Below are 20,840 nucleotides of genomic sequence, written 5' to 3'. Positions count from 1 at the left end.
CCTGTGCAATTTGAAACGGTGATTGGACTTGAAGTCCACGTTGAATTAAAAACTAACTCGAAAATCTTTTCGTCAGCCCCGGCCCATTTCGGCGCGGAGCCAAATACGAATACAACGGTGATTGACCTCGGATATCCGGGCGTTTTGCCAGTAATGAATGACAAAGCGGTTGAATTCGCAATGAAAGCAGCCATGGCCATCAATTGCGAAATCGCTGAGGAATCCATTTGGGATCGGAAAAATTATTTCTATCCAGACAACCCGAAAGCGTACCAAATATCACAAAATGATAAACCGATCGGCGAACACGGATGGGTAGAAATCGAAGTGAACGGTGAAACAAAACGGATCGGCATCACTCGTCTTCATTTAGAAGAAGATGCAGGCAAGCTGACGCATGCCGGCAAGCATTCTCTTTGCGATTATAACCGCCAGGGAACACCGCTTGTAGAAATTGTATCCGAACCAGATATTCGTACGCCCGAAGAAGCCTATGCATTTTTAGAGAAATTAAAAGCGATTATTCAATATACAGAAGTATCCGACTGTAAAATGGAAGAGGGATCTCTTCGCTGTGACGCGAACATTTCGATCCGCCCATTTGGACAGGAAGAATTTGGGACAAGAACAGAATTGAAAAACCTAAACTCTTTTAACTTTGTGCGTAAAGGGCTTGAGTATGAAGAAAAACGCCAGGCAGAAGTTGTATCTTCAGGCGGAAAAGTGGAGCAGGAAACACGCCGTTTTGATGAATCAACAGGCAAAACCATTTTGATGCGCGTAAAAGAAGGATCAGATGACTACCGTTATTTCCCGGAACCAGATCTGCTTCCTGTTTACATTGATGACGAATGGAAAGAGCGTGTCCGCGCATCAATTCCAGAACTTCCAGATGCACGCAAAAAACGTTACATGGAAGAGCTTGGACTGCCGGCGCATGACGCGAAAATTTTGACGATGTCAAAAGACATTGCCGATTTCTTTGAAGCAACGGTAGCAGCCGGTGCTGCAGCAAAGCTTGCTTCTAACTGGATGATGGGTGAAGTGCCGGCGTACTTGAACGCAGAGAACAAAGAGCTCGCTCAAACAAAGCTGACACCAGAGAACCTTGCTGGTATGATTAAATTGCTTGAAGAAGGAACCATCTCTTCTAAAATCGCTAAAACCGTATTTAAAGAAATTATTGAAAACGGCGGCGATGCCGAAGCGATCGTAAAAGAAAAAGGCCTTGTGCAAATTTCTGACGAATCAGCGCTTTTAAAATTCGTAAACGACGCTTTAGATGCGAACCCGCAGTCTATTGCCGACTTTAAAGAAGGCAAGAAAAAAGCGATCGGCTTCCTTGTTGGACAAATTATGAAAGCCTCCAAAGGCCAGGCGAATCCGCAGGCGATCAATAAGCTGCTTGTAGAAGAAATTCAAAAAAGATAATAAATAATCAGACAGGATGGCGCGATTGAACTCTAATCGCGCCATTTTTATATGTAATAGCACCGTCTTTTCAATCGAACGGTTTTCTTTTTATGTTAATTCCAACTTGACTTGTCGGATAAAATCCGTTAAAGTGTATATATCTTATAAAAATAATCGGAATTAAAACGGAGGGCCGGATAATGAGCAGAGAATATACTGTAATCCCAGGTGCTGAGTCATTTTATTTAGAAGGAAATGAAATTGGTATTGTTCTTTCCCATGGATTTATTGGTACGCCGCAAAGTGTCCGGGAGGTAGCCAAAGCATTAAACCAAAAAGGATTTTCGGTTGTTGCTCCAAGATTGAAAGGCCACGGCACGCACCAGGAAGAAATGGAAACATGCACACATGACGACTGGTATAACAGCTATTCAAACGCCTACCGCTTTTTGAAAAAGCGCGGCAAGCGTATTTTCTTAATGGGGCAGTCCATGGGCGGCACACTGACACTTAAATTTGCAGCCGCTCATCAGGACATTGAAGGCATTATTACGATTAATGCAGCTCTTACACTGCCGTCACTCGATTACTTGCAGTATGATCCGGCTCCTCGTTTTATTCCAGAAGGAGCGCCTGATATTAAAAAAGACGGCGTCCATGAAATCACGTACGAAGAAGCACCTGTTGCTTCTGTGCGCGAGCTGCAAAAGCTCATGAAGGAGGTGCCGAGCGTACTGCACCGTGTCCGCGTGCCGGCGCTTTGCATCAAATCAGCAGTAGATCACGTCGTGCCGCCGGAAAACACATCGTTTATTTACCAGGCGATTTCATCCAAACAAAAGAAAATCGTCACTCTGCGAAATTCTTACCATGTAGCCACCATGGATTATGATGCCGGCCGCATTGTAGAAGAAGCTGCTGCATTTATTGAAGAAACAGCGCAAAATCAGCCGGCATTTCGAAAAGTATTGTAAAAAAAAGCGGTCTCCGAATGGAGACTGCTTTTTTTAATTGGTTAAAATATTGGTGATCACGTTCACAGCTGTTTGAATTTCATCCTCTGTTACGGTAAGGGGCGGTAGAAGGCGGATTACGTGAGTACCGGCTGTTAAAATAAGCAGGTTTTGTTCACGCGCTTTGGCTAAAAACGGCCCCGCTTCTTCATTCAGCTCAATACCTACCATTAAGCCGCGCCCTTTCAGCTTTTTAAAGATAGGCTGCTCTTTTAGTGCTTCTTCGAGCAGCGAGTGAATCAGTTCACCTTTTTGGGTTACGTCGGCCAAAAAGGATTCGTCAAAGATGGTGTTCAATGTTTCTTTGGCCGCTGCAAGAGCCACCGGGTTGCCGCCGAATGTCGAGCCGTGTGAACCCGCAGAAAACGCTTCGGCAAGGGACGCTTTACCGATAATCGCACCGAGAGGGAAGCCGCTCGCAATTCCTTTTGCAACCGAAATAATATCCGGATTCAAGCCGATATGCTGAAAAGCAAATGGCTTTCCGGTACGGCCGATGCCTGTCTGGATTTCATCAATAATAACAAGAGAGCCATTTTGATGAGCCAGTTCTTCGGCTTTCTTTAGAAATTCTGCATTTCCTTCATTAATACCGCCTTCACCTTGAATCACTTCAAACATAATGGCTGCGGTATTGTCATCAAGGGCAGCTGTCAAGGAATCAAGATCATTCATGGTGACATACTCAAATGATTCGAGCATGGGACCGAAGCCGGTTTTAATTTTGTCCTGGCCGGTCGCTGCCATCGTGGCAAAAGTGCGGCCATGGAATGAATCAACGAATGTAATCACTTTTGTACGGCCAGTTGATTTGCGGGCAAGCTTAATGGCTGCTTCATTTGCTTCAGCGCCGCTGTTTCCGAAAAACACAAGATCGAGCCCTGACGCATCTGCCAGCTGCTTCGCTACTTCTTCCTGCAGATCAATTTGAAACAAATTTGACGTATGCCAAAACTGGTTCAGCTGCTCTTCAACTGCTGTTTTGACATTGTCCGGTGCGTGGCCAAGGTTGCATACGCTGATGCCGGATGTAAAGTCTAAATATTCCTTGCCGTCTTTTGCTGTTAAATAAGAGCCTTTTGCTTTGACGGGTGTAACATCCCATCTTGCATATGTAGGAAATAAATGACTCATACTGTTTCCTCCTTTTGAAATAAAGTGCCATGCCACGTTTCATTTTCGTAGAACGGTTTTTTGCCAGAGACAATATGAACATGTCCGCAGCTTTCGAGTGCTTTCAAGGCGGTATGAACTTTTGGGATCATCCCGCCGCTGATTACACCGGAATCAATAAGTTCGTTTGTTTGGGAAGCAGTGAGAGATGGAATCAGTTCGCCATCTTTTAAAACACCGGGCACGTCTGTCACCATAAGAAGGTGGTCTGCCTCAAGAGCGTAAGCAGCCGCGCCTGCTGCATGGTCTGCATTCACATTCAGCACCGTTCCGTCTGGACCTTTCGCAATCGGTGTCAGAACGGGAAGGAGGCCGGCTTCAAGGAACAGCTGGAGCACTTCTTTGTTAACAGCTATTACGTCGCCGACAAACCCGAGTTCTTCCTGGTTAATAAAGTCGGCCTGAAGAATCCCCTGGTCGCTTGACTGTACACCGATAGCCGGAATACCTTGTGCTTCAAGCATACGGACCAGTTTCCGGTTCATGCTTCCGGAAAGAACAAGCTCCGCTGCCTGAAGCACTTCCTCTGACGTAACGCGCAGGCCGTTTTTAAACTCGCTTTTTACGTTCATTTTCTCGAGCATAGCGTTAATTTCCGGGCCGCCGCCGTGAACAAACACAATTTTGTATCCATCGGCGATCAGCGCGTTCATACTGTCAAAAAAGCTTTGTGACAATTCTTTTAACACACTGCCGCCGCATTTTACGACTACTGTTTTCATCGGTCTCCTCCTCTTATGGGTACATCGGAAAGCCTTTAAGCCCCGATGTTTCTTCGAATCCAAACATAATATTTGCATTTTGAACGGCTTGTCCCGCTGCACCTTTTACAAGGTTATCGATAACAGACACGATTACAAGACGGTTCGTGCGTGTATCCACATCAACCGAAATATCACAGAAGTTTGAACCGGCTACTTCTTTAATGCCAGGGAACTGTTTCATGGGGCGGACACGGACAAATGGATCGTTTTTGTAGGTATCAGCGTAAAGAGCATGCGCTTCTTCTGTTGTCATATCGCGTGTGAGCGGTGCATACATCGTTGCCATAATTCCACGGGATACTGGCAGAAGATGTGTAGAAAACATAATGGGGGCGGCTGATTCGCTCCACCAGGAAAGCTGCTGCTCAATTTCCGGAATGTGCTGATGCTCATTTACTTTATAAATGCGGAAGTTATCATTCATCTCCGCGAAATGAACGATCGGAGACAAGCCGCGTCCAGCACCCGATACACCGGATTTGGCATCAATAATAATATTTTTCATATCAATTACACCGCTTTGTACAGCGGGAGCAAGCCCTAAAAGCGTTGCTGTCGGATAACAGCCCGGATTGGATAGAACGGATGCCGACTTAATGTTTTCGCGGTTCCATTCTGTCAGCCCGTACACGGCATCGGCGACAAATTCTTTTGGAGCCGGGTCTTTTTTATACCACTTTTTATAATCTTCTGTTTCTTTTAAGCGAAGGTCTCCGGATAAATCGACGACTTTGGCCTGTCCGCCGGCAAGCTGGGGGGCAAGGGCAGCGGCTGCGCCGGAAGGAACCGCTAAAAATACAACGTCTGACTCCTGTTTGATCGCTTCTGTATCAATTTTCGTTAAGGGAAGCGGGCAAATCTCGGCAAGATGAGGATACTCTTCTGTAACAGGAACGCCGTCTTTGCTGGATGAATAAACAGCGTGCAGCTCAAAATGCGGATGATTGGATAAAAGGCGTATAAGTTCAATTCCTCCGTAGCCGGAAGCGCCGATGACTGATGCTTTCATGGAAAAACTCCTTTGTATTTTTATTTATAATTATTAATATTTATTAATTCATTCTTCTTCATTATAGAATTGTGCCTCCTTGAAATCAACCGATTTTGTCAAATCGGCCGTTTTTGTGCATAATGGAGGATAGGATGTTTTGAAAATCCGTAACGGAGGAACGAAAAATGAATCTGCAGGAATGGTTTGAAAAAGGACTGACACCTGAGGACTATATAAACAATATGTCGGAGCATAAAGAAAATCTTCTTTATGTATTAAAAAATTTTCACTTATCGAGCGAAGAAGCTTCTCTTATTGATAAAGTAAGCGAAGCCAATTGGCGTGTCATTGTCCTCACAGAAGACTGGTGCGGGGACGCTATGGTGAACGTTCCGATTCTGCTTGCCATGGCAAAAGCAGCAAAGATGGAAGTCCGTATGCTGCACCGCGATGAAAATCTGGAGCTGATGGACCAGTATTTAACAAATGGAACATCACGGGCAATTCCTATTTTTATTTTTATAAACGAAGAAGGAGCGGAGCAGGCCGTATGGGGACCGCGTGCTCCAGCCGTGCAGGAAATGGTCACACAGTACCGTTCATCACTGCCGCCGCGTGACCATGAAGATTTCGAGAAAAAGAGCCGTGACATGATCCAGGCATTAACAGAAACCTACCGCACGGACGAATCGATCTGGCAGGAAATATACCGCAGCATAAAAACAACGCTTGCGGAACGATTATATTAATAGCAGAAAGACTGGGATAAAGATGACGAAACGAGCACGAATTATTTACAATCCAACCTCTGGGCGCGAATTGTTCCGCAAGCATTTGCCGGAAGCGCTCGAAAAGCTTGAAAAAGCCGGATATGAAACTTCCGCGCATGCAACAACGGGAGAAGGAGATGCGACCGAAGCAGCACGAATCGCCACGGAACGGAAATTCGATGTTGTCATTGCAGCGGGCGGCGATGGAACGTTAAATGAAGTAGTGAATGGCCTGGCCGGACAGGAGCATCGTCCGAAATTCGGCGTGATTCCAATGGGCACGACCAATGACTTCGCCCGGGCCTTGCATATTCCACGTGATATTCAAGGAGCCATTGATGTAATCACAGCCGGTGAAACCATTCCGGTGGACGTCGGGCGCATGAATGAGCGCTATTTCATTAATATTGCAGGGGGCGGCCGTTTAACAGAGCTTACGTATGAAGTGCCAAGCAAGTTGAAGACGATGCTCGGCCAGCTTGCTTATTATTTAAAAGGCATCGAGATGCTGCCTTCGATCAAGCCGACAGATATTAGAATTGAATATGATGGTGAAGTGTTTGAAGGAGAATCGCTTCTTTTTTTAATCGGGCTGACGAATTCAGTCGGCGGTTTTGAAAAGCTGGCGCCGGATTCATCTGTTAACGATGGTTTATTTACGCTGATTATCTTAAAGAAAACCAACCTGGCTGAATTTATCCGAATTGCAAGCCTTGCCCTTCGGGGAGATCATTTAAATGACCCTCATGTTATTTATACAAAAGCAAGCCGGATTCGTGTTCAATCATCGGAACCGTTGCTGATTAATCTTGACGGGGAGCTTGGCGGCGAGATTCCGGCTGATTTTGAAAATTTATACCGCCATCTTGATGTTTTTGCACCAATCGAAAAGCTTCGTCCACAGGACCGCATTTATTAATATGGGCTGCTTCGGTGATACCGAAGCAGCTTTTTTTATAGAAAGTATTTCGTGTGACGAAGAATCATGTTATAATTTAGTTACCTAAGTAATCAATTGGAGGATGGAATGGAAACACATGAGCTATTTCATACGATTCATCAGCTATCTCGCACGCTGACTAAACAAGTGAATGAAACGCTGCATCCGTTCGGTCTGTACAGTGCACAGTGGGCGGTTTTATTTGTACTGAAAACAAAAGGAGCCATGCCGCAGTCGGCGCTATGCGAATACCTGGCAGTTGAAGCACCACCGATGACCAGGACGATTCAGCGTCTTGCCAGGCAGGGATATGTACAGCAGGTGCCGGGCGAAGACAAACGGGTAAAAGTGATTCACTTAACGGACAAAGCGCACGAGGCGTATCCGGAATGGGAGAAGGCCATTTTAACGATGAATGACCGTCTGCTTGAGCAGGTGCCGCGGGAACAACGTATGCTTGTGCAGCTGGCACTTCATGATTGGCTTAGAAAAATGAAAGGGGATTTGCATGAATAAACCAGCTCTATGGACAAAAGATTTTATCAGCATCTCATTAACGAACTTTTTCTTATTTATGACGTTTTATTTTCTGCTTGTCACGCTGCCCGTTTATGTATTAAACGAATTGAACAGCACGGAAAGTGAAGCAGGCCTGGCCACAACTGTCTTTTTAATTTCAGCGATTTTGATCCGGTTCGTTTCTGGACAATGGGTCGAGCATTTCGGCAAGAAAAAAGTATTGATTGCGTCACTTGTGATCTTTTTTGCAGCATCGGTTTTATACCCGTTCACAAATGGCCTTACAGCGCTTCTTGTGCTTCGATTCTTCCACGGCATTGGCTTTGGGATGGCGACTACCGCAGCCGGAGCTGTCGTAGCGGATATTATCCCGAATTCACGCCGGGGTGAGGGAATGGGCTACTATGTGATGTCCATGAACCTGGCTATGGCGATCGGTCCGTTTGCGGGACTTGCCATTATGAACAAATGGAGCATTCAAGCGGGCTTTATCGTGTGTGCAGCAGTTGCCTTGATTGCGCTGGTGATCGGCTTATCATTGAAAAATGAGAAAGCGGGCAGCCGCAAGCCTGCTGCACAGTTTAAGCTGGATCTGTCCCCGGGTAATTTAATTGAAAAGTCTGCTCTGCCGATTGCGCTGACCGGTACTTTCTTCGCTATTGTTTATTCAGCTATTTTATCCTTCGTTTCGGTTTACGCCGAAGAGCTGCACATTGGTGCCGTATCGGGCTTCTTTTTTGTTGTGTATGCGGTTGTTATTGTACTGTCCCGTCCGTTTACCGGCCGCTGGTTTGACCGTTATGGTGCCAATGCCATCGTCTATCCGTCGATTGTTGTATTCGCCGTGGGCCTGCTTTTGCTGAGCCAGGCTGGCGGAGCCGGTCTTTTTCTGATTGCAGCAGGGGTGATCGGGCTTGGCTGGGGCACCTTATTCCCTGGCTTTCAAACGATTGCCATATCGAAAGCGCGGCCTGAGAAAAAAGCGCTGGCGACAGCGACATTTTTATCTCTTTTTGATCTCGGCATCGGCTTTGGGTCCTTTGTGATGGGGGTTGTGGCATCTGGCCTCGGCTTTAAGATGCTTTACGCTGCGTGTGCGGTATACGTGCTCGCTGGTGTGATTGTTTATTATTTTGTACAAAAAAGTAAAAGGGAGACAGAACAGTTTCCTCAGCTATAAACTGCCCGCCCGCCTGCCGGCATCGCTTCGTTCGATGCCGGCAGGCTTTTTTAAATTTTCCAGATCATCCGCATGAAAAGCCGTGTCTTTTTGTTCAATGCATGGCGAATGACCATGCCAAATTGAAAATAGGTCATACCAAAGAAGAAACGCGTAAACATTTTGCGCATCAGCCGTACACCCTGGCGTTTTTTCTTGTAAAGAGCGGAATACCTGTCCAGGATATTGTCATTCCCGTCCGCTTTACTTACCCTGTTATGGTCCAATATTCGAAGTCCATTGCCCAGGTACTTCCGCATCGAACATCTCGATGAAAAGAAAAAACAGTGACACTATCACTGCTTCAACCGTTAGATGTGTACTGCGGTACAGCAGTCTGCTTTCATGAGCTTTCTTTTTTAGAGCGGACAAATGTGTGCGTAACCGTCTGCATAGAAGGAATCAGCGCCATTCAATGCCTGGATATGGAGCTGATGGTGAAAAGAACGTTTATCAAACCAAAATGGTAAGTCACTTCTTCAGCTGGTAAATGAAACAGGCTGGAGAATGCCTTCTGCTCTTTGAGCGGACAAGCATACCGGACGCTTCTTGAAAGAAGCGATTTTTTTTTATGTTTGCTACACTAAAGATAACAAAGAAGTGGAAGAAGGAATGGGGATGAATCATGTTTGGGTGTTATTAAAGCCGTACCGTCTGCGGATGGCTGCTGCCTGGGGACTGATGCTGCTTGAGCTCGCGGTGGAACTCGTACTGCCGGTTTTAATGGCGAAGATGATCGATGACGGCATCGCGGCTGGAGAGATGAACACGATTTTATTTTGGGGCAGTATCATGGTCGGGCTGTCGCTGTTTTCATTCGCTGCTGGAATTACCAATTCATTTATTGCTGCGCGGATTGGCCAAAACTACGGGTTCGATATTCGAAAGAAACTGATCGAGAAAGTGCAGTTTTTTTCGTTCGGGCAGTACGGCCACTTTGATACGTCCACATTAATTACAAGGATGACAAACGATGTGACCCAGCTGCAAAACGCTGTTTTTATGAGTCTGCGCATTATGCTGCGTGCACCGCTGATGATTCTCTTTGGCACAGTGATGGCGCTGTTCGTTCATTTTAAGCTAGCGTCGGTGCTGCTTATAACGGTGCCGGTCATGACCGTCTTTATGCTGTTTATGATGCGAAAGGGAGCGGGCATGTTCCAACGTGTGCAGCTTAAGCTCGACCGTGTAAACAGCGTAATGCGTGAAAACTTGACGGGCATCCGGCTGATCCGGGCATTTGTCCGCAGCGGACATGAAACGGCGCGGTTTGAACGGGCCGGCAAAGCACTCATGGAAAATACGATCGGCGTCATCCGCACATTTGAAAGTATTGTGCCGATTTTGATGCTCGTGATGAATGGCGGTCTTTTATTTATCCTATGGTTCGGCTTTGCCGAGCTGCAAAGCGGCACAGCGACCACAGGTGAAATTGTGGCTGTGATCAACTACGCGGCACGGATTATTATTTCACTATCAATCCTTACGTTTATTACACTTGCGTTTGCCCGCGGCAGAGCCTCTGCTGCCCGGATCAATGAAGTATTAATGGTGGAAGAGGAGCAGCATCCGGCTGTAACAGAGACTTATCCAGCAGAAGGAGATCTCTCGTTAGAAGAAATTACCTTTACATACCCGGGCGGTAAAACGCCCGTGCTTCATTCGCTCTCCATGAATATTAAGAGCGGCAGCATGGCGGCTGTTTTGGGGGAAACCGGCTCTGGCAAGTCGGCACTGCTTTCTTTGATTCCGCGTTTGTATAAGCCGGAGAAAGGGCATGTCGCCATCGGCGGCCGTGATATAAGCCGGATGGATGTCGGCCTGCTTCGGCGCCATATTGGCTTTGTCCCGCAGGAATCTCATTTGTTTACCGGATCGATTATCGATAATATTCGCTGGGGCAAAAAAAATGCGACCGATGAAGAAGTAATAGAAGCCGCTCAAAAAGCGCAAATTCATGAAACGATCGTTTCATTGCCGGACGGATACCATACGGTGATCGGGCAAAAAGGCGTTACGCTCTCAGGAGGACAGAAGCAGCGGCTGTCCATCGCAAGGGCGCTCGTCCGGCAGCCGGATATTTTACTGTTGGATGACAGTACGAGCGCGTTGGATGTGAAAACGGAAGCCGCACTTATTGAGGCAATCACTGCCCAGCCATGCACCGTAGTGATTGTAACGCAAAAAATTTCAACTGCTGAACAAGCGGATTGTATTTTTATAATGGAAGACGGTCGAATTGCCGCTTCCGGCACACACAGGGAACTGGCACAGGCAAATGGCTTGTACAGACGCCTTCTGGAGTCGCAGGGCAGAGGAGGTGGAATTCATGAAGCATCCGGGCAATAACAGGGAAGCCAAGCCGCAGATCAGCAACATGTCTAAGACGCTGAAGCGGATTGGCCGCTATTTGCTGAAAAGAAAAGGAAAACTGATGCTGACGATGGTAATGGTGGCGCTGGGCTCCGCATTAGCCCTGGCCGGCCCTTTTTTAATCGGAAAGGCGATCGATGATTATATCGCATCGGGGAATGAACGCGGACTGCTTCTGCTGCTCGCCGGCCTGGTACTGGTATATGTCAATTATTCAGCCGTCAGCTTTCTGCAAAACTATTGGATGGCGGAAATTGCCCAACGAACCGTCTACGAGCTTCGTGACGATTTATTCCGCCATTTCCACACACTGCCGATTTCTTTTTTCGATAAGCGCCGCCACGGCGAGTTGATGAGCCGTGTCACCAATGACATCGATAATATCAGCAGTACATTGAACAGCTCCATTATTCAAGTGGCATCGGGGCTGTTGACACTTACCGGCTCCATCGTCGTGATGCTTTATTTAAGCCCGCTTTTAACCGCTGTGACTTTGCTCATTATCCCGCTGATGTTTGGGGGAATGAAATGGATCACAAGCCGCACTGGTCCGAGGTTTAAGGAGCAGCAGCGCCACCTTGGCGATTTAAACGGGTTTATTGAAGAAGCGATTTCGAGCCGGCATATCGTCAAAATGTTTTCGCGGGAAGAAGACATCATTGAAGAATTTATGGAAAAAAATGAGCGTCTGCGTGAAGCCGGTTATTTGGCACAGGCTTATTCGGGCTTTATTCCGAAATTAATGAATGTGCTGAATAACGCTGGTTTCGCTGTGATTGCTCTTGTCGGCGGTGTTCTAGCGCTGAGCGGGCAGGCAACGGTCGGTACTATTGTGATCTTTACAGAATACGCCCGCCAGTTCACGCGCCCCCTCAATGATCTGGCCAATCAATACAACACAATGCTGTCAGCGGTCGCCGGAGCGGAACGGGTATTTGATATTATGGATACGGATGAAGCGGTTGACAGCAAAAAAGGCCAGGAACCGCTTCTGTCAGGGGAAGTCGTGTTTGATGATGTCTCTTTTTCTTATGAAGAAGGAAAAAAAACATTATCTCATGTTTCATTCCACGCTTTACCAGGAGAGATGATCGCTTTGATCGGCCCGACTGGTTCAGGCAAAACGACGATTATGAATTTGCTTGTCCGGTTTTATGAGCCGGATGGGGGCAAAATTTTGTTTGACGGTATAGACAGCCGCGATATTTCCGGAGCAGCACTGCGCAGCCAAATGGGATTTGTGCTGCAGGATACGGTACTTTTTGAAGGAACAGTGATGGAAAATATCCGCTATGGGCGGCTGGGTGCGCCAGATGAAGAAGTCATAGAAGCCGCCAGGCAGGCCAATGCCCATTCGTTTATTGAACGGATGCCGAACGGATACGATTCCATGCTCAAGCAGGATGGATCAGGCATCAGCCAGGGGCAGCGTCAGCTTCTGGCGATTGCCCGGGCGATTTTAGCTGATCCGGCTTTGCTGATTTTAGATGAAGCAACAAGCAATATCGATACAATCACTGAATTGCATATTCAGGAAGCGCTCGGCCGCTTGATGAAAGGACGGACCAGCTTTGTCATCGCCCACCGGCTGAATACAATCCGCCGTGCCGATCAAGTGATTCGGTTGAAAAATGGCAGTATTCAAGCAATCGGCTCATATGAAGAGGTTGTAGCATCTGCCCGATAAAAAGCACCCCCTCAGGCTGTTGGCAAACGCCCGCTTTCGTCGTCACTTGCCGGCTGTGAGTGCTCATGACCTCCAAAAGGTCACTCCGCTTCCCAGCCGGCGGCGTTCCTGGAAAGTCAGACGTTTTCAATCAGCCTGCTTCTTACTTTGTCTACAACCAAAAAGCACCGCCTTTTAAGGCGGTGCTTTTGATTTCTGTTACAGCTCCAGCGTTTGCGGCGGCTGTCCTTTTTTATTCATGAGCCGAATTTGCTCAGGGGTAACCTTTAAAATCAATAACTTCGGATCCTCCGGCCCGTCAAACCATGACTCTAAATGTTCATTCCATACTTTTTTCTTTAAGCTTTCATCGTCGAACTCGGTCACTTTTCCTTCGATTTCGACATATTCGTCGCCGATTCCCTCGCCGTTATAGCCAAGCAGAATATGCGTATATGGATTCTGCTCGATATCTTCTGTTTTATGAGTGTCTTTGCTTGTGGCCGTGTACAGTGTTAAATTGTCATTAAAAAATGTCATATAGCGTGAACGCGGCTTGTTATCATGAATAGTCGCCATCGTCCCCACAAGGTTGTTGTCGATAATCGAGGCAATTTGATCTTTTAGTGAACTCATTTTCAATCACTCCTTATATGGATTACTATTCCACTTTCCGCCGGTTCTAAACAAAAAAAGAACATCCAGGGAGGATGTTCTTTTTTAATCATACAGACTGGGATTTAACTAAAATTTTTATATGATTTTTTTCCTTCACCAGTGCTTTAAACCCTTCTGTTACCATATCATCAAGCGAAATGCGTTTTGTTACAAGCTTTTCCGCCTGAAAATAGCCTTGCTGCATAAGCTCCATAACGGCCGGGAAAATATCACGATAGGCAATAATGCCTTTTACAGTCCTTTCCTGCAGCACAACATTATTTGGCTGCACAGACGCCTCGGATTCCCAAATAGAAACAATGACGGTTTCTCCTTCAAATATTGTAGCGTCAATCGCCTGCTGGAGAACAACCGGCACATCGGTAACTTCAAATGCCACATCTACGCCGCCGTTTGTCAGCTCCTGAAGGCGCTCTACGACATTTTCCTCTTTCGGGTTAATTACAACGCGCGCTCCCAGCTCTCTTGCTTTTGCTGCCCGTTCAGGAGAAAGCTCAACGCCATAAATTTCGGATGCATCTGCTGCCCGGAGCGCTTCAATCACAAGCAGACCCATAGGACCCGCGCCGAAAACCGCCGCTTTATCACCCGCTTTTAATTTGCTCAGGCGGACCGCATGAAGAGCGACCGCCGCCGGTTCAACGAGTGCGCCCTGCTCGAAAGAAAGGCCGTCCGGCATTTTATGTACCATATGTTCATCTACCACTGTATATTCAGCAAACCCGCCTCCTCCTCCAGACAATCCATGAAAGCCGAGGTGTTTACACAAGTTGTATTTTCCTTTTTTACACGCTGCACATTCACCGCAGGAAAGAATAGGCTCCACCACAACCGGATCGCCCGGCTGAACACGTGTGACGCCTGTACCTACTTCGATCACCCTGCCGGAAAACTCATGCCCCGTTACAATCGGTGCCCTATCCTGGCTAACGTAATGCGGCTCTTTCACCGGTACAAAAATAGGCCCTGCTGCATATTCATGCAAATCACTGCCACAAATACCTGTCCATTCTACTTGAATCTTTACTTTTCCAGGCGCCGTTACCGGTTCATCAATGGTTTCAACACGGATATCGTTTGCTTCATACCAACGTAAAGCTTTCATACGTAAAACCCCCTGATAAAGTATTTGCCGCACTATTATTCCATCATTTTCCATATGGAGTGACGAATACGAGCAGATTATAAAAAGTGAACGGACAAAGTGATAAACATTTTTACCGATGGAGGAGACTGTCACGATAACAAACAAAAGCTGTTCATACGAGGTGCCTTTTTAAATCGCACATTTTAATCCGTCCAATGCGCTGAAACATCATAAAAAACGTTTATCAAAATAGCTGTCGCGGGCAGAACCATTCATTTTCAATAGGTGGATCCGCTGCCATAGTCTCTTTTAAAGACTGTATAAACTGCTGCCGCAGTCAGCAGAATAAAGAAGAGCGGAAAGTGATTCCGTCCATGTGAAGAGAAATGTATGAAATGCTTGAAACGCTCTTGAAGAAAGCGGCACATCGTTGTAAGATGAAGGGTATCGTTTTCAAGCAGGGCAGCCAGTCAATGGACTTGGTGTGTACACCAGACAAGCTTTGTTTACTGAAAAACTACGTTTGGCATGATATTTTAGTGAATCGTTCTGTAAGGGAAAAAGAAATGGAAAAATGGATTTCGGCTGAGCGGAAATCATTTTTCAAATAGAAAGAGGAGAGTAATTGTGGCAAAGATTCAAGCTCCGGTTCAAAAAGGCGATACCGTTCATGTAACGGTGGCTGATTTGACGCATGAAGGAAAAGGAGTAGCCAAAATTGACGGCTATCCATTATTTATAGAAGGTGTTCTGCCGGGAGAAACAGGAGAAATTCAAGTAACCAAATTAAATAAGGGGTACGGGTTTGCCAAGCTGGTCCGGCTTGATCAAGCATCAAAAGAGCGGGTGGAGCCGCCTTGTCCGGTCTACGATGAGTGCGGCGGCTGCCAGATGCAGCACTTATCCTATGCAGGGCAGCTGGATATGAAATACAACCAGGTACGCAATGTGATTGACCGGATCGCTAAGCTTCCGGACGTGCCGGTACATCCGGTGCTCGGCTTGGAGGATCCGTGGCGCTACCGGAACAAAGCGCAGGTGCCGGTTGGTCTGTCGCCTGAAGGGCAGATTGTCGCCGGTTTCTATAAAAAGCGTTCGCATGACATTATTGATATGACAGAATGCTTGATCCAGCATACAGAAAGTGACGCAATCATTCAAAAAGTAAAAGATGTTTGTGCGGCGAACGGGGTTATGCCTTATGATGAAGGCCGCCATAAAGGTGTGCTCCGCCACGTAATGGCGCGAATCGGCTATCAAACCGGCGAAAAAATGGCTGTGCTGATCACACGCACCAGTGAGCTGCCGAACCAGGAGGCCATTATAAAGGGGATTCGCCAGGCTGTTCCAGATATTACATCGATTGTACAAAATGTGAATCCGGATAAAACAAACGTTATTTTCGGTTCCACAACGCGGACGCTGTTTGGAGAAGATGTAATCTATGATACGATCGGCGGCATTCGATTTGCCATTTCCGCCCGGTCATTTTATCAAGTCAATCCGGTTCAAACAGAAGTGCTTTACAATAAAGCACTTGAGTATGCCGGATTGGCTGGTGAGGAAACCGTGATCGATGCTTATTGCGGTATCGGCACGATCTCCCTGTTTCTTGCGCAAAAAGCAAAGCAAGTGTACGGGGTTGAAATTGTACCGCAGGCCATTGAAGACGCCAAGCAAAATGCAGAGCTTAACGGCATTACAAACGCTCATTTTGAAGCGGGAAAAGCAGAGGAAGTCATCCCAGCTTGGTACAAGCAGGGCATCAAGCCGGATGTGATCGTTGTAGACCCGCCGCGTAAAGGCTGCGACGAGGCACTTCTTGACACAATTTTAAAAATGAAGCCGAATCGGGTCGTGTACGTGTCTTGTAACCCGGGTACACTCGCACGGGATCTTCGCGTACTTGAAGACGGCGGCTTTAAAACACGTGAAGTGCAGCCAGTGGATATGTTCCCGCAGACGGTCCATGTCGAGGCGGTAGCAGTATTAGAATTAAGATAACAAAACAAAACATAAAAAGCAGGGAAGAGGTCAATTGGCCGCATTCCCTGCTTTTCTGATTTTGTAATGCTGTATAAAATAAGCCTTATTATCCGGGTCAAAAGATGTTATTATAGATATGGGATCACCTGTTAAATTATGTTAAAAAATGAAGGGTATTATCTATATAAGGCGGTTGGCAGGTTAGCATACTATTGCTATCTTGCACATGCGTTTCAGGGCAAAGCGGTGCTCAACTTTCCTTGAAGCCTGTGAAGACGGATAAACAACAATAATATGAAATCCTTCGGCAGGTTTGAAACCACATTCATTTTTCCACAGCACGGCTAATCAAAAAGAACGAAAGAACTGAAAATCAGGGAAATGGTTTAGCCATTTTATGTAAAAGGTAAAAACAAAGGGATGGTCATTCAATTTGCTCGATCCCGGAGATATGTGCTGATGGCAACGAAAGCACAAATAATAAAGAAGGAACACACCCGTATTTAAGACTTCTTTTTAAGCAGGGAAACGAATCAGTTCGCCTTGGTCTGTCAGCTTAAAATCGTGAAAGAGAAAAAGTGCCTGCTTTTGAAGGCCGGTCAAGCTTTCCTGGTCATAGGCACATACGCATGAGATGCCCGCTTCTTTTAAAAGCGCGTCCGCTTTTCGTTCAAATTCTTCCAGCTGAGCAGAGAAGCCGGTTTGTTTGTTCCATTCTATATGGGACCAGATTCTCTCGGCATAATGATAAATATGTTCTTTATGCTTTTCATTAAAAAAATGATGCTGGGATGGATCTTTCGGATTGAAGATAATAGAAAAAAATTCGAAGTTATTTTGAAAAAGAATGTCATTCATTTGGCTGGCGGATAAAAGAGGCTGCAGGCGGGCTTCAATCAGCCGGCGAAAACGCTCATTTTCAATAACAAGCGTGCGTTTTCCAAGCTGAATACTCGTTAAAATATAAGCTGCAGCATGGTCAATATAAGCATCAATTTCCTGGAAAAGATAAAATACATGGGCATTTGGGATAGATTCGAACAAGCTGGTTGTTTCTATTTTAGGTTGAACAAGCATATTTTTGTCCCTTCTGCGTTTAAATTAAAATCATTACTTTTGTTTGGATATCGGAATTTTAACATGGAAAAAAAGGCACAAACAACTTTGAATGCGCTTTTATAACAGAAAAAGATTCGAAATTGGACACGCTCTTGGACAAAAACTATAATGGGATTACTGTATAAAAAAACACGTACTTACTATAAAGGGGCATCATAGATGGCAGCGAATTCACATATTACAATTGGCGGGCTTGAATTTGAGTGGGATTTGGAAAAAGGCAGGTTTATATTTGAAAGAGAAGATGCTGTCCTGTTTTGGATTTCTTCCGCGATGAGAACATTTTTTGATACCATTGAAGAAATTTCCGGCGAAGAAGCATCAAACCTTGTGTTTGAAACAACAGGCTTTCGGCAGGGACTGGTTGTAGGGCAGTATTTTGAAAAAATAAAAGATGTGAATGCGGCACAGGCAGCAGAGTTGATTACCAACACGTACGCATCGGCGGGCTGGGGACGAACGACGATCCAGGATTTGGACTTTGAAGCAAAAACGTTGACCGCTTTTATAAAAGACAGCTGGGAATACAAAATCAACAAAGCACAGGCAAAAAGGCAGGGCGGCAACTATCTTCCTGCTCATTATGCCGGTATTTTTACAGGGTTGTTTGGAGAAAACATCTGGTATGAAGTCGTGCAGGACCAGCTGGATGGGCATGAGCACAGCATTATTAAATATTTTCCATCAGACGTAACCATCTCCAATAATATTCACGAGCTGGCTCGTAAAAAAGAAGCGGAGGAAATTCTTCGGCTGGAAACCATTGTCGAAGAAAAAACAAAAGAGCTGAAAGAATTGGTCAGACAGCTGTCCTCGCCGATTATTCCTGTTCTGGAAGGAATCGTGGTCGTACCGCTTATTGGCAAATATGATGAAGACCGCTCAGAAGAGCTTGTTGTCAAAACGCTCAACAACCTTCCAGCCCATAAAGCAAACTATCTTGTCCTGGATTTAACAGGACTCGATAAAGACATCAGCGGCCATACCGTCAGCTTGATTGAGAAAATTGGCTCTGCCGCTTCCTTGATTGGGACTGAGACAATTCTTGTTGGTATTTCCCCGGAACTCGGCATGGTTATTTCACAGTCAACAATCAACTTGTCTCGATTTGATTGCTTTCAAACACTGCAGCACGGCATTTATTTTGCGCTGGCGCAGCATGGCCGAAAAATCGTTTAACCAGAAAAAAGCGGCGCTTCTTTTGAAGCGCCGCTTTTTTGGGTTAAAATCCTCTTCCTAAAGAAGGGCATAAAAGCGTTCAAACGGGGCACAATTTGGATAATGAGTTCATTGGGGAGGAAGACATGATGAATGCACAGGAAAATACATTATCCATCTTTGCCTTGGGCGGTGTAAATGAAATTGGGAAAAACATGTATGCCGTTCAGTATGCGGATGATATTGTTTTGATCGACTGCGGCTCGAAGTTCCCGGACGAAAGTTTATTAGGCATTGATTTAATTATTCCGGATATTACGTATTTACGCGAAAATGAAGAGAAAATTCGAGGGCTCGTGGTAACGCATGGACACGAAGATCACATCGGGGGCATCCCGTATTTTTTGAAACAGCTGAATGTGCCCATTTATGCGACACGCCTGACAATCGGCTTGATCGAAATTAAGCTGAAGGAGCACGGGCTGCTCGGCGATACCAAGCTGACACCGATTCATTCTGATTCAACCATTGAACTTGGAACCATCCGTCTGACCTTTTTTAAAACAAACCATAGTATCCCGGACTGCTTGGGCGCTGCGTTTCACACGCCGGAAGGAACGGTCGTACATACGGGGGACTTTAAGTTTGATTTGACGCCGGTCAATGATCAGTATCCGGATATTCATAAAATGGCGGGGCTTGGTCAAAACGGGGTGCTTGTTCTTTTATCAGAGAGCACGAACGCAGAGCGGCCGGGGTTTACGCCGTCTGAAAAGCATGTTGGACGGCATATTGAAGAAGCATTCAGTAAAGCACAGGGAAAAGTGTTTATTGCCACATTTGCTTCTAATGTTCATCGTGTGCAGCAGGTAGTGGATGCAGCAAGGAAAACAAACCGCAAGCTTGCACTGTTAGGGCGGAGTATGGTGAATGTCGTGTCGGTCGCCATTGACCTTGGCTATTTAGATATTCCGGATGATATGCTCATTGATGTAGAGGAAATCCACGACTTGGATCCAGAAAACGTAGCAATCCTTTGTACGGGAAGCCAGGGAGAGCCGATGGCAGCTTTGTCCCGACTATCCAATTCAAAATACCGGCAGGTGGAAATCTACCCGGGAGACACAGTCATCTTGTCTTCATCACCAATTCCGGGAAATGAACGAAATGTCGCACGCATTATTGATAACTTGTTCCGTCTTGGCGCTCATGTTATTTATGGATCAGGAGCGGCGACAGGGATGCACGTATCCGGCCATGGCTGTCAGGAAGAACTGAAGCTTATGCTGACCTTGATGAAGCCGAAGTACTTTATCCCGATTCATGGCGAATTCAGAATGCTGCAGCAGCACCGGCTGCTGGCTGAGTCTGTCGGTGTCCAGCGGGAGAACATTTTTGTGGTAAACAACGGGGATGTTGTAGATATCAACCAGTCTGAAGCACGTCAGACACGGAGAATTCCGGCTGGAAACATTTTTGTGGATGGTCTTGGGATTGGGGATGTTGGCGATATTGTACTGCGCGACCGCAAACAGCTTTCCGAGGACGGCATGCTTGTGATTGTGATTACTTTAAGCAAAGCGGAAAACAAAATTGTCTCAGGACCTGATACGATTTCACGCGGGTTTGTGTATGCCCGCCAGTCAGAAGATTTATTGAATGAAGTAAACCAGATTGCGGCAAGTACGATTCAACGATTGCAGGAAGCTGAAGTGACCCAATGGAAAGTGATGAAGCAAAACTTAAAAGAAACGGTTGGGAAGTTTTTGTACGCTCAAACAAAAAGGCGTCCGATGATTGTCCCTATTATTATTGAAGTGTAAAAAACATCCCCGGCAGAAAACGAGGGCACTGAAAAACTTACGTTTTTAAATTCTTGCTTGTTTCTCCAACAAAAATAGGCAGATTCCTGTTCAAAATTCAACAGGAATCTGCCTATTTCCTTTTAGGCTTTTTGTTCTTTTTCCTTTA

The 20,840-nt window shown here is 46.0% G+C and carries 19 protein-coding genes and 1 pseudogene; 13 read left to right on the top strand and 7 right to left on the bottom strand.

All coding sequences use genetic code 11. The features are described 5' to 3' along the window. Positions 1-3 precede the first annotated feature (3 nt). Positions 4-1,431 (top strand): Asp-tRNA(Asn)/Glu-tRNA(Gln) amidotransferase subunit GatB, encoded by a 1,428-nt coding sequence (gene gatB / locus M3221_RS15495; RefSeq protein ID WP_251272644.1) that lies wholly within the window; start codon positions 4-6, stop codon positions 1,429-1,431. 182 nt (positions 1,432-1,613) lie between these two features. Further along, positions 1,614-2,387, top strand: coding sequence for an alpha/beta hydrolase (locus M3221_RS15490; protein WP_251272643.1), 774 nt, complete (start codon positions 1,614-1,616; stop codon positions 2,385-2,387). A gap of 33 nt (positions 2,388-2,420) precedes the next feature. Here M3221_RS15490 and M3221_RS15485 read toward each other — a convergent pair whose 3' ends face one another. Genes M3221_RS15485 through argC form a run of 3 tightly spaced genes read right to left on the bottom strand, consistent with a single transcriptional unit; the run spans position 2,421 to position 5,372 of the window. Then, positions 2,421-3,560 (bottom strand): acetylornithine transaminase, encoded by a 1,140-nt coding sequence (locus tag M3221_RS15485; protein WP_251272642.1) that lies wholly within the window; start codon positions 3,558-3,560, stop codon positions 2,421-2,423. Then, complete coding sequence (gene argB, locus M3221_RS15480) at positions 3,557-4,321, bottom strand: acetylglutamate kinase (protein WP_251272641.1); 765 nt, start codon at positions 4,319-4,321, stop codon at positions 3,557-3,559. Before argB ends, M3221_RS15485 begins: the two co-directional genes overlap by 4 nt. 13 nt (positions 4,322-4,334) lie before the next feature. After that, the gene (argC, locus tag M3221_RS15475; RefSeq protein WP_251272640.1) at positions 4,335-5,372 is read right to left on the bottom strand and encodes an N-acetyl-gamma-glutamyl-phosphate reductase; all 1,038 of its coding nucleotides are present in this window, start codon (positions 5,370-5,372) and stop codon (positions 4,335-4,337) included. 167 nt (positions 5,373-5,539) lie between these two features. On the opposite strand from argC, the gene M3221_RS15470 reads away from it, so the two are divergent. From M3221_RS15470 to M3221_RS15455, 4 genes are all read left to right on the top strand, one after another. Beyond that, positions 5,540-6,103, top strand: coding sequence for a thioredoxin family protein (locus tag M3221_RS15470; protein WP_242233922.1), 564 nt, complete (start codon positions 5,540-5,542; stop codon positions 6,101-6,103). Positions 6,104-6,125: 22 nt separating this feature from the next. Beyond that, positions 6,126-7,043 (top strand): diacylglycerol kinase, encoded by a 918-nt coding sequence (locus M3221_RS15465; protein WP_251272639.1) that lies wholly within the window; start codon positions 6,126-6,128, stop codon positions 7,041-7,043. A 108-nt stretch (positions 7,044-7,151) separates the two neighbouring features. Next, entirely contained in the window at positions 7,152-7,580 is a 429-nt protein-coding gene (locus M3221_RS15460; protein ID WP_251272638.1) for a MarR family winged helix-turn-helix transcriptional regulator, read from the top strand. Continuing rightward, complete coding sequence (locus M3221_RS15455; RefSeq protein ID WP_251272637.1) at positions 7,573-8,763, top strand: MFS transporter; 1,191 nt, start codon at positions 7,573-7,575, stop codon at positions 8,761-8,763. The genes M3221_RS15460 and M3221_RS15455 overlap by 8 nt, the downstream gene beginning before the upstream one ends. A 50-nt stretch (positions 8,764-8,813) precedes the next feature. On the opposite strand, the gene M3221_RS15450 is transcribed toward M3221_RS15455, so the two are convergent. Continuing rightward, positions 8,814-9,062, bottom strand: coding sequence for a hypothetical protein (locus M3221_RS15450; RefSeq protein WP_251272636.1), 249 nt, complete (start codon positions 9,060-9,062; stop codon positions 8,814-8,816). A gap of 27 nt (positions 9,063-9,089) precedes the next feature. On the opposite strand from M3221_RS15450, the gene M3221_RS15445 reads away from it, so the two are divergent. The 3 genes from M3221_RS15445 to M3221_RS15435 all read left to right on the top strand — a co-directional run bounded on the left by M3221_RS15445 (position 9,090) and on the right by M3221_RS15435 (position 12,862). Beyond that, the gene (locus M3221_RS15445; RefSeq protein WP_251272635.1) at positions 9,090-9,272 is read left to right on the top strand and encodes a hypothetical protein; all 183 of its coding nucleotides are present in this window, start codon (positions 9,090-9,092) and stop codon (positions 9,270-9,272) included. Between the two features lie 148 nt (positions 9,273-9,420). Then, positions 9,421-11,151, top strand: coding sequence for an ABC transporter ATP-binding protein (locus tag M3221_RS15440; RefSeq protein WP_251272634.1), 1,731 nt, complete (start codon positions 9,421-9,423; stop codon positions 11,149-11,151). After that, positions 11,132-12,862 (top strand): ABC transporter ATP-binding protein, encoded by a 1,731-nt coding sequence (locus M3221_RS15435; RefSeq protein ID WP_251272633.1) that lies wholly within the window; start codon positions 11,132-11,134, stop codon positions 12,860-12,862. Before M3221_RS15440 ends, M3221_RS15435 begins: the two co-directional genes overlap by 20 nt. Before the next feature lie 198 nt (positions 12,863-13,060). Here M3221_RS15435 and M3221_RS15430 read toward each other — a convergent pair whose 3' ends face one another. Together M3221_RS15430 and M3221_RS15425 are read right to left on the bottom strand one after the other, a co-directional pair. Then, a complete protein-coding gene (locus tag M3221_RS15430; protein ID WP_251272632.1) occupies positions 13,061-13,477 on the bottom strand; it encodes a pyridoxamine 5'-phosphate oxidase family protein in 417 nt (138 codons plus the stop codon). Positions 13,478-13,565: 88 nt separating this feature from the next. After that, the gene (locus tag M3221_RS15425; protein WP_251272631.1) at positions 13,566-14,624 is read right to left on the bottom strand and encodes a 2,3-butanediol dehydrogenase; all 1,059 of its coding nucleotides are present in this window, start codon (positions 14,622-14,624) and stop codon (positions 13,566-13,568) included. Positions 14,625-15,097: 473 nt separating this feature from the next. Here M3221_RS15425 and M3221_RS15420 point away from each other — a divergent pair. After that, positions 15,098-15,217, top strand: a pseudogene (locus tag M3221_RS15420) (TrmB family transcriptional regulator); the annotation flags it as partial. A 16-nt stretch (positions 15,218-15,233) separates the two neighbouring features. Beyond that, positions 15,234-16,610 carry a 23S rRNA (uracil(1939)-C(5))-methyltransferase RlmD gene (gene rlmD / locus M3221_RS15415; RefSeq protein ID WP_251272630.1) on the top strand — a complete coding sequence of 459 codons (1,377 nt, stop codon included), beginning with the start codon at positions 15,234-15,236 and terminating at the stop codon, positions 16,608-16,610. 498 nt (positions 16,611-17,108) lie between these two features. Here the strand turns inward: rlmD and M3221_RS15410 are convergent, their stop codons facing one another. Next, positions 17,109-17,669 (bottom strand): MEDS domain-containing protein, encoded by a 561-nt coding sequence (locus M3221_RS15410; protein ID WP_251272629.1) that lies wholly within the window; start codon positions 17,667-17,669, stop codon positions 17,109-17,111. Positions 17,670-17,870: 201 nt separating this feature from the next. On the opposite strand from M3221_RS15410, the gene M3221_RS15405 reads away from it, so the two are divergent. Together M3221_RS15405 and M3221_RS15400 are read left to right on the top strand one after the other, a co-directional pair. After that, complete coding sequence (locus M3221_RS15405) at positions 17,871-18,890, top strand: STAS domain-containing protein (RefSeq protein WP_251272628.1); 1,020 nt, start codon at positions 17,871-17,873, stop codon at positions 18,888-18,890. A gap of 128 nt (positions 18,891-19,018) precedes the next feature. After that, a complete protein-coding gene (locus tag M3221_RS15400; RefSeq protein ID WP_251272712.1) occupies positions 19,019-20,692 on the top strand; it encodes a ribonuclease J in 1,674 nt (557 codons plus the stop codon). Positions 20,693-20,840: the final 148 nt, after the last annotated feature.

Source organism: Domibacillus indicus (assembly GCF_023715895.1).
Lineage (GTDB): Bacteria > Bacillota > Bacilli > Bacillales > Domibacillaceae > Domibacillus > Domibacillus indicus_A.
Note: the sequence above shows the minus strand (reverse complement) of the source record. Positions and strands in the feature narration are given on the sequence as shown.

Bases quoted from the DNA above. Each gene is read 5' to 3' on its own strand.
- M3221_RS15435 (WP_251272633.1), top strand. From the start codon at position 11,132: ATGAAGCATCCGGGCAATAACAGGGAAGCCAAGCCGCAGATCAGCAAC.
- M3221_RS15455 (WP_251272637.1), top strand. From the start codon at position 7,573: ATGAATAAACCAGCTCTATGGACAAAAGATTTTATCAGCATCTCATTA.
- M3221_RS15410 (WP_251272629.1), bottom strand. From the start codon at position 17,669: ATGCTTGTTCAACCTAAAATAGAAACAACCAGCTTGTTCGAATCTATC.
- argB (WP_251272641.1), bottom strand. From the start codon at position 4,321: ATGAAAACAGTAGTCGTAAAATGCGGCGGCAGTGTGTTAAAAGAATTG.
- M3221_RS15425 (WP_251272631.1), bottom strand. From the start codon at position 14,624: ATGAAAGCTTTACGTTGGTATGAAGCAAACGATATCCGTGTTGAAACC.
- M3221_RS15490 (WP_251272643.1), top strand. From the start codon at position 1,614: ATGAGCAGAGAATATACTGTAATCCCAGGTGCTGAGTCATTTTATTTA.
- M3221_RS15430 (WP_251272632.1), bottom strand. From the start codon at position 13,477: ATGAGTTCACTAAAAGATCAAATTGCCTCGATTATCGACAACAACCTT.
- M3221_RS15465 (WP_251272639.1), top strand. From the start codon at position 6,126: ATGACGAAACGAGCACGAATTATTTACAATCCAACCTCTGGGCGCGAA.
- M3221_RS15405 (WP_251272628.1), top strand. From the start codon at position 17,871: ATGGCAGCGAATTCACATATTACAATTGGCGGGCTTGAATTTGAGTGG.
- argC (WP_251272640.1), bottom strand. From the start codon at position 5,372: ATGAAAGCATCAGTCATCGGCGCTTCCGGCTACGGAGGAATTGAACTT.
- M3221_RS15450 (WP_251272636.1), bottom strand. From the start codon at position 9,062: ATGCGGAAGTACCTGGGCAATGGACTTCGAATATTGGACCATAACAGG.
- M3221_RS15470 (WP_242233922.1), top strand. From the start codon at position 5,540: ATGAATCTGCAGGAATGGTTTGAAAAAGGACTGACACCTGAGGACTAT.
- M3221_RS15440 (WP_251272634.1), top strand. From the start codon at position 9,421: ATGAATCATGTTTGGGTGTTATTAAAGCCGTACCGTCTGCGGATGGCT.
- M3221_RS15485 (WP_251272642.1), bottom strand. From the start codon at position 3,560: ATGAGTCATTTATTTCCTACATATGCAAGATGGGATGTTACACCCGTC.
- M3221_RS15460 (WP_251272638.1), top strand. From the start codon at position 7,152: ATGGAAACACATGAGCTATTTCATACGATTCATCAGCTATCTCGCACG.
- M3221_RS15400 (WP_251272712.1), top strand. From the start codon at position 19,019: ATGAATGCACAGGAAAATACATTATCCATCTTTGCCTTGGGCGGTGTA.